Origin of the sequence: Bacillus fungorum (genome assembly GCF_002746455.1) — a bacterium.
Taxonomy (GTDB): Bacteria; Bacillota; Bacilli; order Bacillales; family Bacillaceae_G; genus Bacillus_A; species Bacillus_A fungorum.
This window is the reverse complement of sequence record NZ_NWUW01000010.1, coordinates 141,980-153,281: the sequence shown is the minus strand read 5'-3', so window position 1 is coordinate 153,281 and position 11,302 is coordinate 141,980. Positions and strand designations below refer to the sequence as shown.

Sequence of the window (11,302 nt, the reverse complement as noted above, 5' to 3'; positions counted from 1 at the left end):
TGAATACAGTCTGGTAATGATGGCAGAGAGGTCACACCCGTTCCCATACCGAACACGGAAGTTAAGCTCTCTAGCGCCGATGGTAGTTGGGACCTTGTCCCTGTGAGAGTAGGACGTTGCCAGGCAATCCGGAGGATTAGCTCAGCTGGGAGAGCACCTGCCTTACAAGCAGGGGGTCGGCGGTTCGATCCCGTCATCCTCCACCATTTAGCCGACTTAGCTCAATTGGTAGAGCAACTGACTTGTAATCAGTAGGTTGGGGGTTCAAGTCCTCTAGTCGGCACCAGAAATCATGGCGGTTGTGGCGAAGTGGTTAACGCACCGGATTGTGGCTCCGGCATTCGTGGGTTCGATTCCCATCAGTCGCCCCATTTTTCTTAAATAAATTAATATGCGGGTGTGGCGGAATTGGCAGACGCACCAGACTTAGGATCTGGCGCCTTTGGCGTGGGGGTTCGACTCCCTTCACCCGCACTTTTAATTAAATAACTCATACATGTCTTGCGGAAGTAGTTCAGTGGTAGAATACAACCTTGCCAAGGTTGGGGTCGCGGGTTCGAATCCCGTCTTCCGCTCCAATTTTCAATATGACATGCCGGGGTGGCGGAACAGGCAGACGCACAGGACTTAAAATCCTGCGGTGGGTGACCACCGTGCGGGTTCGACCCCCGCCCTCGGCACCATATGCGCCCGTAGCTCAATTGGATAGAGCGTTTGACTACGGATCAAGAGGTTAGGGGTTCGACTCCTCTCGGGCGCGCTTTTATTAACGGGAAGTGGCTCAGCTTGGTAGAGCACCTGGTTTGGGACCAGGGGGTCGCAGGTTCAAATCCTGTCTTCCCGATATTCCCAAAAAACATGGGGCCTTAGCTCAGCTGGGAGAGCGCCTGCCTTGCACGCAGGAGGTCAGCGGTTCGATCCCGCTAGGCTCCACTTATCTTAATATCATTTATGGCGGTGTAGCTCAGCTGGCTAGAGCGTACGGTTCATACCCGTGAGGTCGGGGGTTCGATCCCCTCCGCCGCTACCATAAAGGACCTTTAGCTCAGCTGGTTAGAGCAGACGGCTCATAACCGTCCGGTCGTAGGTTCGAGTCCTACAAGGTCCACCATTAGACGTTTATATCTCGGAGGTATACCCAAGTTCGGCTGAAGGGATCGGTCTTGAAAACCGACAGGCGGCGAGAGTCGCGCGGGGGTTCGAATCCCTCTACCTCCTCCATTTTTTATAAAGTGAATATTTTATCATCGCGGGGTGGAGCAGCACGGTAGCTCGTCGGGCTCATAACCCGAAGGTCGCAGGTTCAAATCCTGTCCCCGCAACCAAATGGTCCCGTGGTGTAGTGGTTAACATGCCTGCCTGTCACGCAGGAGATCGCCGGTTCGACCCCGGTCGGGACCGCCATTTTTACATAAAGGCTCGGTAGCTCAGTCGGTAGAGCAGAGGACTGAAAATCCTCGTGTCGGCGGTTCGATTCCGTCCCGAGCCACCATTTTGAAGTCGCAAGCCGGCTTAGCTCAATTGGTAGAGCAACTGACTTGTAATCAGTAGGTTGGGGGTTCAAGTCCTCTAGCCGGCACCACTTTCAAAATGAGCCATTAGCTCAGTTGGTAGAGCATCTGACTTTTAATCAGAGGGTCGAAGGTTCGAGTCCTTCATGGCTCACCATTTACAATTTAATGCGGGTGTAGTTTAGTGGTAAAACAAGAGCCTTCCAAGCTCTGGTCGAGAGTTCGATTCTCTTCACCCGCTTTTCAATTATGGGCCTATAGCTCAGCTGGTTAGAGCGCACGCCTGATAAGCGTGAGGTCGATGGTTCGAGTCCATTTAGGCCCACCATAATTGTTCCGCAGTAGCTCAGTGGTAGAGCTATCGGCTGTTAACCGATCGGTCGTAGGTTCGAGTCCTACCTGCGGAGCCATATTTATAGAGAAGTACCCAAGTGGCTCAAGGGGCTCCCCTGCTAAGGGAGTAGATCGCGAACGCGGTGCGAGGGTTCGAATCCCTTCTTCTCTGCCAGTAATTGGCCCGTTGGTCAAGTGGTTAAGACACCGCCCTTTCACGGCGGTAACACGGGTTCGAATCCCGTACGGGTCATACTAAAAGAGATAGCATAATCTGCTATCTCTTTTTTGTTGTGTAAAAAATGAATGTACGGCTTCAATTATCTGAATAATCTTGATAAATATTTTTAAATGTCTTATCCCCCTGTTAGTGCGCTGTTCTTCCTGATAGTATAAATGAATAATCGTATGTTTTTATGAAGGGGGAGTATATGTGATTCTTATAAAAGGTAATGAGAAGATTACTAAATTAATGAACCAGTGGTATATTGCAATGAGATCACAATCATTACTATCAGTACAAAATTTAAAAATTGATGTTGAAGGATTAATGAAAGATATAGAAAAAGATGATACACTTTCTATTTATTATAAACTACTTGAGTTTAGATACGATTTGATGGAAAATAATATGCCTAAATTAGATAGGGGTATATTGGAATTAGAAGAGGCTTCAGGTGATAAAGTATTGAAATATTATTACCATTTCTTTACGGCAATTTATTTTACAAAAATCGGACGTTATAGCGATGCTAAAAAGAATTTCAATTTAGCAGAAGAGTTAATTGTAAATTCTCCAGATGAACTTGAAGTAGCGGAATTTACTTATCAATTTGCTATATTTAATTATTATACATATCAACCTTTAAACGCTATGAACTATGTGGTGAAGGCTAAGAACTTATATTTAGCCGAAGAGGGATATGAGGGATGTATTGCGTTATGTGAAAATATTATGGGACTGGCAAGCACATCTTTAAAGCAATATGAGTTAGCAGAAGAACACTTTATTACTGCATTGGATATTGCGACTAAACAAAATTACGTTACACTTGCATTGAAGATTCGTCATAATTTAGGGTTACTATATTCGGATCAAAATATTCCAGAACTTGCAATTAATCATTTATCTAAATCTTTGGAGAGTAGCTGTAAAACTATGTTTTTACTTGCTAAAGAGTATGCACAATTAAATAAAGAGAGTACAGCGCTAACATATATAGAAAAAGGATTAGAATTATGCAGAGAACAAGGTAACAAAGAATATGTACATCACCTATCTATTTTAAATGCAAGAGTTCGCCAAAGAAAAATTGAAGAATTTGATTGTGTTGTTCGGTCGGGAATTAGATACTTTGAAGAAGAAGAACTTTGGCATTTTGTTCAAAAATATGCAGAGGAAATGGCGAATAAATATTATTATGAAGGTAATCATCTAAAGGTTAGTGAATACTTTCATATAGGGTATCATGCTAAACAAGAAATGGAGAAAAGAGGTGCTTTGAAGTAATGAAGAAATTCATCATTAGTACTGTAGGTTTAGTATTCGCTGGATTTATGTTTTTTACACCTGTATCATCTTCTAATACACATGGAGAGACATTGTTCCCTGTAAAATCTGAAGTAGCACAGTATACAAATACTCATGGAGAAACATGAAAAAACTTTTAGGTTTTAAGAATTAAAACTGAATTTTTTAGTTCTTTGAAAGAATCCTTAAGAATCGATAAGGATTCTTTTTTTATTAGATGAAATTATGTTTATTGGGATTGATTCCACACCTATTCCAATAACTTTACACTCTATGTGAAAAAGTTCACAAATAGGTCATAATTTGTGAATTGATTCACAATAATACGTGCTACAATATGAGTGTAAAGAAGTTAAACAACATTAAATTAGTATTTTAATTAATTACTTAAACAATCATAAAAAAATATATGTGAACAATAGAGAGGGGAAATTACCATGAAAAAAGGTATCAATCGTGTAGTATTAGTAGGAACAGGAGCTGTAGGTTGTAGTTACGCTTACTCAATGATCAACCAAGGTGTAGCTGAAGAATTCGTATTAGTAGATGTTAATGAAGCAAAAGCAGAAGGGGAAGCAATGGACTTAAGCCATGCGGTACCATTCTCTCCATCACCAACAAAAGTTTGGAGCGGTAGCTATGCAGATTGTAAAGATGCAGATTTAGTAGTTATCACTGCTGGATTACCACAAAAGCCAGGTGAAACTCGTTTAGACTTAGTTGAGAAAAATACAAAGATCTTTAAACAAATCGTTCGCGGTATTATGGATAGCGGATTCGATGGAATCTTCTTAATCGCAACTAACCCAGTTGATATTTTAACTTACGTAACTTGGAGAGAATCTGGATTGCCAAAAGAGCGCGTAATTGGTTCTGGTACTACTTTAGACTCTGCTCGTTTTCGTTACATGTTAGGTGACTACTTAGATGTAGATCCACGTAACGTTCATGCTTACATCGTTGGTGAACACGGTGACACTGAACTTCCAGTATGGAGCCACGCTACTATCGGTGTACAAAAACTAGAAACAATCTTAGCTAACAACGAACAGTACAAACAAGAAGACTTAGATAAAATCTTCGAAAATGTACGTGATGCAGCTTACCATATCATCGAGCGTAAAGGTGCAACTTACTACGGAATCGGTATGTCACTACTTCGTGTAACTAAAGCAATCTTAAACAACGAGAACAGCGTATTAACTGTATCTGCATACCTTGAAGGTCAATACGGTGAGAAAGATGCTTACGTAGGTGTTCCAGCTGTAATTAACCGTGAAGGTGTACGTGAAATCGTAGAGCTTGAGTTAAATGAAGAAGAAAAAGCGAAATTCGCTCATTCTGTAAAAGTATTAAAAGAAACAATGGCACCAGTACTATAATAATTGCTAAATCATTCAGAGGCGGGAAACTGCTTCCTACCTCTGAATTCATATAATTTAATATAAATTCCTTTTCCGGTTTTCCTTGTATATCCCCAATATACCCCTTTTACTGGATAAGGGTGGTTTATAGAAAAGAGCACTCTACTTTATCTAGAGTGCTCTTTATTATTATTTTTTAGGCGTTAATCCCAATTTCTTTAAAATATCTGCAAGTGTACCGCTTTTTGATTTTTCAACAGGTGTTTGTGATTTAGATGCATCCGATCCTTTTTTCAAGAAGTTCTTTTCAACGAAACGAATATCTTTTTCGTCGACAATACCATCTTTATTAAGGTCGCCGTCTTTTAAGTCAGGGTGATTGTAATCAATACCTGTATCTAATACACCAACTTTAATTCTTTTTCCGGTAATGCCCTCGCTATGTAACTTGTCGACTCCCATTCCTACTTTTTTTAATGACATGAGAAAGACCCCTAGTTAAATTTTTATAGCGATTGTTCGTAACAAGGATAAATAAGTAAGCATAGTAGTCCGCTATGAATTGTAGTCGCGAAAAAATGTTCTTTATTGAGAACTAATATATAAGTATGAATTTTCCGTTTCAATAAAATTGTGACGAAAAATGTTGAGAAACATTTTTTATGACAGATTATTTTGTTGCGATTTTAAGTGAAAAATAGCGTGAAAAATAGGATAAACCTAATAAAATAGGGGGTGAGAAATAAATAATAGGATAAAAGTCTAGTAGGAAATGAAGCGTTTTCAATGAATATTCGTCAAAATTCGATATTTTATATGGAAATGTGAAAAAAAAACAATATTTTCAAGAAAAAAACGTATATTTTTTATAAATTAACAAGGATATTTCAGTTTTTCGCAGAATTGGTAAAGTATAAAAAATTCTGTCATCTTAGTGAGGTGAGCATATTGAGTGTAATAAATTGTGAAGAAGTGAAACGAGATGAGTTTCATACAGAAAAGTACTATGAAAGTTATAACATCTTTGGCGCACATGTTGTGACGGAAGATGAGATGCGAGGTGTACGATTTACAGTATGGGCTCCTCATGCGAAAGCAATGAGTGTTGTTGGAGATTTTAATGAATGGGATTATGAGCAACATAAGATGCTACAAGTGACAGAAGAGGGGATTTGGTCCTTGTTTATACCGCATATTGAAGAAAGGGAAATATATAAATATGCGATTGAAACGATGACTGGTGACGTTATTTTTAAAGCAGATCCGTATGCTGTGTATGCAGAAGTAAGACCGAATACGGCATCTGTAGTTTTTGATATAAAGGGATATGAATGGAATGATAAAAACTGGAGCCGTAAGAAAAAGAAAAAATCGGTTTATAAAGAAGCGATGACGGTTTATGAATTACATTTCGGTTCTTGGAAAAAGAAAGAAGACGGAACACTGTATTCTTACAGGGAAATGGCAGAAGAACTCATTCCTTATGTGGTGGAACATCAATTTACACATATTGAAATTATGCCGCTTGTTGAGCATCCATATGATCGTTCTTGGGGATACCAAGGGACGGGATATTATGCAGCAACGAGTAGATTCGGCACACCACATGATTTGATGCATTTTGTCGATGAATGTCATAAATATGGAATCGGTGTCATTTTAGATTGGGTGCCGGGGCATTTTTGTAAAGATACTCACGGTTTATATTTGTTTGATGGGACACCGACTTATGAATATAAAGATAAAGATGTGCAAGAAAATCCAGTATGGGGAACTGTCAACTTTGATTTAGGAAAGAGGGAAGTGCGTAATTTCTTAATTTCAAATGCATTATTTTGGATGAGATATTTCCACATTGACGGTTTCAGGGTAGATGCAGTTGCGAACATGCTGTACTGGAATAAAGAAGGGCAAGAGCAAAGTAATGAGCACGCTGTTTCATTTTTACGAGAGTTAAATGAAGCGGTGTTTGCAGAAGATGAAGATTTTCTTATGACAGCAGAAGATTCAACAGCTTGGCCACTTGTAACAGCTCCAACGTATGAAGGTGGGCTTGGGTTCAATTACAAATGGAATATGGGCTGGATGAATGATGTGCTGAAGTATATGGAGTGTGCGCCTGAGTACAGGAAGTATATTCATGAGAAAATGACGTTCTCTATACTATATGCTTACTCTGAAAATTTTATATTACCGCTTTCTCATGATGAAGTCGTTCATGGGAAAAAGTCGTTATTAAATAAAATGCCAGGAGATTACTGGGATAAGTTTGCTCAACTTCGTTTATTATATGGATATTTCTTTACTCACCCAGGAAAGAAATTACTTTTCATGGGAGGAGAATTCGGGCAGTTTGATGAGTGGAAAGACCTTGAAGATTTAGATTGGAATTTACATGATTTTGAAATGCATCGTTATATGCATGATTACTTTAAAGAGCTCATAGCATTGTATAAGCGCTCCAAACCACTTTGGCAGCTTGATCATTCACCTGAAGGATTTCAGTGGATAGATGCTAATAATCATGAGCAAAGTATTTTCTCGTTTATCCGCCAAGGGGATAAACAAGAAGATGCGTTAGTTGTCGTATGTAATTTTACGAAAGCTACATATGAAAACTATAAAGTAGGTGTACCAGATTTCGAGAATTATAACGAGATTTTAAATAGTGATGCTGAGCAATATGGCGGATCGGGGCAAGTGAATAAGAAACGGCTTAAGGCGATTCAAGAACCGTATCATAATCAAGCGGCACATGTAGAAATTACAATTCCACCATTTGGCGTATCCATATTACGACCAGTGAAGACGAGAAAGGGGAGCAAAACACAAGATGGCTCAAAAACAAAAGTGCGTAGCAATGTTACTAGCAGGGGGAAAAGGTAGTCGATTAAGTGCATTAACAAAAAATTTAGCCAAGCCAGCTGTTCCATTTGGTGGTAAATATCGCATTATTGATTTTACGCTAAGTAACTGCGCGAATTCTGGTATTGAAACGGTTGGGATTTTGACGCAATATCAACCACTCGAATTGCATAATTATATCGGAATCGGCAATGCGTGGGATTTAGACCGAGTAAACGGTGGAGTCACAGTGTTACCCCCTTATGCGGAGTCTTCAGGTGTGAAGTGGTACACAGGTACGGCAAGTGCCATTTATCAAAACTTAAACTATTTAAGTCAATATGAACCAGAGTATGTTCTGATTTTATCAGGCGACCATATTTATAAAATGGATTACAGTAAAATGCTAGATTACCATATTGAGAAAGAAGCGGACGTTTCAATTTCTGTTATTGAAGTACATTGGGATGAGGCGAGTCGTTTCGGCATTATGAATACGAACGAAGAGATGGAGATTGTTGAATTTGAAGAGAAACCGCAATTTCCAAGAAGTAATCTTGCATCAATGGGAATTTATATTTTTAACTGGGCAATTTTGAAAGAATATTTAGAGATGGATGCAAGAAACCCTGAATCTAGTAATGATTTCGGAAAAGATGTGCTTCCGCTTTTATTAGATGAAGGGAAGAAGCTAATGGCGTATCCGTTTGAAGGATATTGGAAAGATGTTGGAACAGTGAAGAGCTTATGGGAAGCGAATATGGATTTACTTCGCGACGAAACATCGCTGAATTTAAACGATCGTAATTGGCGTATTTATTCTGTTAATCCAAACGAACCGCCTCAATATATTGCTGAAAAGGCAAAAGTAGAAGAGTCACTTATTAACGAAGGATGCGTCATTGAAGGGGACGTAAAGCATTCTGTCCTATTTCAAGGGGTGACGGTGGAAGAAGGTAGTATGGTTATTGATTCTGTCGTTATGCCAGGAGCAAAGATTGGTAAAAATGTTGTGATTGAAAGAGCAATCGTTGGATCGGAAATGGTTATTGAAGATGGAACAATCATTCGTCCAGAAAAGAATGTTGACGATGTAGTACTCATTGCTGAAGGGAAATAGAAAAGGGGGATGAAATGAATGGGAGAAAAAATGTTAGGAATTATTAATGCAACGGGAAGTTTTCCTTCCTTAAAGAAAGTAACAGGGCATCGTTCACTAGCGGCGTTACCATTTGGGGGCCGTTATCGACTCATTGATTTCATGCTTTCAAATATGGTGAATTCTAATATTCATAGTGTGGCAGTTTTTACAAGCCATAAAAACCGTTCACTAATGGACCATGTTGGTTCAGGCAAACAGTGGGATTTAGATAGAAAACGAGACGGACTGTTTTTATTCCCGCCAAACTGTCAATGTGACCAAGATGAATTTGGATCTTTTGCACATTTTAGAAGACATATTGATTATTTTCTAAGAGCTAGAGAAGAATACGTTGTTATCACGAATAGCCATCTCGTAACAGCATTAAATTTTCAAGCGGTGTTAGAGCGACATATACATACGGCAGCTGACATTACGGAAGTTTGCCATGAAGGGGTTTCGCTTCAAACATACGTGTTAAGGAAACAATTATTGTTAGATTTATTTGAGTCATATAAGGATGTGGAGCAATATAGCTTATTCGATGTAGTGAGGGAAAAGCGCGGAAAATCACTACATATTGCTACGTATGAGCATACAGGATATGTAGCTATTATTGATTCGATTGAAAGTTACTATAAACATAGCTTAGAAATTTTGCAACCTGCTATTTGGAAGCAAGTATTTAAGAAAGAAGCACCGATCTTTACGAAAGTAAAAGATGAACCACCAACTCGTTATGTAAAGGGTGCAGTCGTGAAAAATACAATGATTGCAAACGGCAGTATTATTGAAGGGGAAGTAGAAAACAGTGTTGTCTCCCGTTCAGTTAAAATTGGGAAAGGTTCAATTGTTCGTAATAGCATTATTATGCAAAAGAGCCAAATTGGAGATAACTGTATAATAGACGGTGTTATTATTGATAAAGATGTGAAAATTGGTGACGGTGTTGTACTAAAAGGAAACGCCGATGAGCCATACGTTATCGAAAAAGGAAGCGTTCAAAACAGTACGATTAATAGTTACTCTTAAGAAATCAGTGGGGGGATTCCTCCACTGATTAAAGTTTTAATTCAAATGAAAACTCGAAGGGAGGAAGCTGCAAGGGAAGTAGTATAAGCTTTTCGTGCAGTGGGACAACAAGTGAATATTTTATTTGCAGTATCAGAATGTGTACCATTTGTTAAATCGGGAGGATTAGCTGATGTAGCAGGTGCGCTCCCAAAAGAGCTGAAAAAATTAGGTGTGGACGTTCGCATTATACTACCTAACTATAGTCTTATTCCGCAAAAATTAAGGGATGGATGTACGTTACATAAAGTAATTAACGTCCCGCTTGGGTGGAGAAATCAATATTGCGGAATTTTAAAAGGTGAACAGGATGGGATTACGTATTACTTAATAGATAATGAATATTATTTTAAGAGGGATTCTCTGTATGGTCATTACGATGACGGAGAGCGTTTTTCTTATTTTTCAAAAGCAGTATTAGAGTGTATCCCGCATCTTGATTTTGAAGTGGATGTTCTTCATAGCCATGATTGGCATACAGCTATGGTGAATTTCTTACTGCGTGAAAAGTATCAAGATAACCCATTATACGAGCATATTAAAACAGTATATACGATTCATAACTTGCAGTTCCAAGGTGTATTTCCTCCTGAAGTGATGTACGACTTGTTAGAACTTGGTGATGAATATTTTCATAGTGAGCAGTTAGAGTTTTATGGAAATGTGAACTTTATGAAGGGTGGTATTATCGCTTCTGATCAAATTACAGCGGTTAGCCCGACATACAAAGAAGAAATTCAATATGAGTTTTTCGGTGAGAAGTTAGATGGGTTGTTACGAAAATATAATGGTAAGCTTAGCGGCATCGTAAATGGAATTGATACGAGCGTATATAATCCAGAAACGGATACGTATATTACTGCTCAGTACGATGCAGATTCATTATATGAGAAAAATGAAAATAAACGCGCATTGCAGCGTTATTTTGGTTTGCCAGAAAAAGAAGATACACCGATTATTTCAATGGTAACGAGATTAACGAAGCAAAAAGGTCTTGATTTAGTACGTACTGTATTCCGCGAAATAATGGAGGAAGATGTACAATGTATTATTTTAGGATCAGGTGACTCTGAATATGAACAATTCTTTGAGTGGATGGCATATGAGTATCCTGAGAAGGTAAAAGTGTATATCGGATTTAATGAAGAATTAGCTCATCAAGTGTATGCGGGAAGTGATTTATTCTTAATGCCATCACTATTTGAACCATGTGGACTTGGACAACTTATCGCATTAGCGTACGGTACAATTCCGATTGTAAGAGAGACAGGCGGATTAAATGATACTGTACAATCTTATGACGAAGAAACTGGAGAAGGAAATGGTTTCAGTTTCACGAACTTTAATGCGCATGACATGTTGCACACGGTTCGTCGTGCAATTGAATTTTACCACGATAAACCGGTATGGGAGCAGCTTGTAAAACAAGCGATGACTGAAGATTACAGCTGGGAGAAATCAGCTCTTGCCTATAAGAAATTGTATAAAAGTCTCATGGAATAACATG

8 protein-coding genes, 22 tRNA genes and 1 rRNA gene are annotated in these 11,302 nt (G+C 38.9%); 30 read left to right on the top strand and 1 reads right to left on the bottom strand.

Translation table 11 applies throughout. The features are described from left to right. Positions 1–9 precede the first annotated feature (9 nt). From rrf to CO726_RS16395, 26 genes are all read left to right on the top strand, one after another. A 5S ribosomal RNA gene (gene rrf, locus CO726_RS16515) occupies positions 10–125 on the top strand. 5 nt (positions 126–130) lie between these two features. Next, positions 131–206: transfer RNA gene (locus CO726_RS16510), tRNA-Val, on the top strand. A 4-nt stretch (positions 207–210) separates the two neighbouring features. Then, positions 211–286, top strand: a tRNA-Thr gene (locus tag CO726_RS16505). Positions 287–295: 9 nt separating this feature from the next. Continuing rightward, a tRNA-His gene (locus CO726_RS16500) sits at positions 296–371 on the top strand. 22 nt (positions 372–393) lie between these two features. After that, positions 394–474 (top strand) — tRNA-Leu (locus CO726_RS16495). 29 nt (positions 475–503) lie between these two features. Then, positions 504–578 (top strand) — tRNA-Gly (locus CO726_RS16490). 16 nt (positions 579–594) lie between these two features. Next, positions 595–683 (top strand) — tRNA-Leu (locus tag CO726_RS16485). Positions 684–686: 3 nt separating this feature from the next. After that, positions 687–760: transfer RNA gene (locus tag CO726_RS16480), tRNA-Arg, on the top strand. A gap of 10 nt (positions 761–770) precedes the next feature. Continuing rightward, positions 771–844: transfer RNA gene (locus tag CO726_RS16475), tRNA-Pro, on the top strand. Positions 845–860: 16 nt separating this feature from the next. Next, positions 861–933: transfer RNA gene (locus tag CO726_RS16470), tRNA-Ala, on the top strand. 20 nt (positions 934–953) lie between these two features. Beyond that, positions 954–1,030 (top strand) — tRNA-Met (locus tag CO726_RS16465). 4 nt (positions 1,031–1,034) lie between these two features. Further along, positions 1,035–1,111, top strand: a tRNA-Ile gene (locus CO726_RS16460). A 17-nt stretch (positions 1,112–1,128) separates the two neighbouring features. Then, positions 1,129–1,221 (top strand) — tRNA-Ser (locus tag CO726_RS16455). A 27-nt stretch (positions 1,222–1,248) separates the two neighbouring features. After that, positions 1,249–1,325 (top strand) — tRNA-Met (locus tag CO726_RS16450). 3 nt (positions 1,326–1,328) lie between these two features. Next, positions 1,329–1,404: transfer RNA gene (locus CO726_RS16445), tRNA-Asp, on the top strand. Positions 1,405–1,416: 12 nt separating this feature from the next. Beyond that, a tRNA-Phe gene (locus CO726_RS16440) sits at positions 1,417–1,492 on the top strand. 14 nt (positions 1,493–1,506) lie between these two features. Further along, positions 1,507–1,582, top strand: a tRNA-Thr gene (locus CO726_RS16435). Between the two features lie 10 nt (positions 1,583–1,592). Then, positions 1,593–1,668, top strand: a tRNA-Lys gene (locus tag CO726_RS16430). Positions 1,669–1,681: 13 nt separating this feature from the next. Next, positions 1,682–1,752: transfer RNA gene (locus tag CO726_RS16425), tRNA-Gly, on the top strand. Positions 1,753–1,762: 10 nt separating this feature from the next. Then, positions 1,763–1,839, top strand: a tRNA-Ile gene (locus CO726_RS16420). Between the two features lie 7 nt (positions 1,840–1,846). Continuing rightward, a tRNA-Asn gene (locus tag CO726_RS16415) sits at positions 1,847–1,921 on the top strand. 7 nt (positions 1,922–1,928) lie between these two features. Beyond that, positions 1,929–2,019 (top strand) — tRNA-Ser (locus tag CO726_RS16410). A 6-nt stretch (positions 2,020–2,025) separates the two neighbouring features. Further along, positions 2,026–2,097, top strand: a tRNA-Glu gene (locus tag CO726_RS16405). Between the two features lie 180 nt (positions 2,098–2,277). Further along, positions 2,278–3,354 (top strand): response regulator aspartate phosphatase, encoded by a 1,077-nt coding sequence (locus CO726_RS16400; RefSeq protein ID WP_099684973.1) that lies wholly within the window; start codon positions 2,278–2,280, stop codon positions 3,352–3,354. After that, positions 3,354–3,503, top strand: a complete 150-nt coding sequence (locus CO726_RS31820; RefSeq protein ID WP_169513042.1) for a hypothetical protein — start codon at positions 3,354–3,356, stop codon at positions 3,501–3,503. Before CO726_RS16400 ends, CO726_RS31820 begins: the two co-directional genes overlap by 1 nt. Before the next feature lie 309 nt (positions 3,504–3,812). Next, entirely contained in the window at positions 3,813–4,757 is a 945-nt protein-coding gene (locus CO726_RS16395; protein WP_099684972.1) for an L-lactate dehydrogenase, read from the top strand. Positions 4,758–4,928: 171 nt separating this feature from the next. On the opposite strand, the gene CO726_RS31510 is transcribed toward CO726_RS16395, so the two are convergent. After that, the gene (locus CO726_RS31510; RefSeq protein ID WP_136699686.1) at positions 4,929–5,201 is read right to left on the bottom strand and encodes a S8 family serine peptidase; all 273 of its coding nucleotides are present in this window, start codon (positions 5,199–5,201) and stop codon (positions 4,929–4,931) included. 486 nt (positions 5,202–5,687) lie between these two features. On the opposite strand from CO726_RS31510, the gene glgB reads away from it, so the two are divergent. The 4 genes from glgB (at position 5,688) to glgA (ending at position 11,298) form a co-directional block, all read left to right on the top strand. After that, complete coding sequence (glgB, locus tag CO726_RS16385) at positions 5,688–7,625, top strand: 1,4-alpha-glucan branching protein GlgB (protein ID WP_099684971.1); 1,938 nt, start codon at positions 5,688–5,690, stop codon at positions 7,623–7,625. Next, positions 7,573–8,703: a glucose-1-phosphate adenylyltransferase gene (glgC, locus tag CO726_RS16380; RefSeq protein ID WP_099684970.1), complete on the top strand. Its 1,131-nt coding sequence runs from the start codon at positions 7,573–7,575 to the stop codon at positions 8,701–8,703. Before glgB ends, glgC begins: the two co-directional genes overlap by 53 nt. Positions 8,704–8,721: 18 nt before the next feature. Next, entirely contained in the window at positions 8,722–9,756 is a 1,035-nt protein-coding gene (gene glgD, locus CO726_RS16375) for a glucose-1-phosphate adenylyltransferase subunit GlgD (RefSeq protein WP_099684969.1), read from the top strand. 111 nt (positions 9,757–9,867) lie between these two features. Next, positions 9,868–11,298 (top strand): glycogen synthase GlgA, encoded by a 1,431-nt coding sequence (glgA, locus tag CO726_RS16370; RefSeq protein ID WP_099684978.1) that lies wholly within the window; start codon positions 9,868–9,870, stop codon positions 11,296–11,298. The last annotated feature ends 4 nt before the right edge of the window (positions 11,299–11,302 follow it).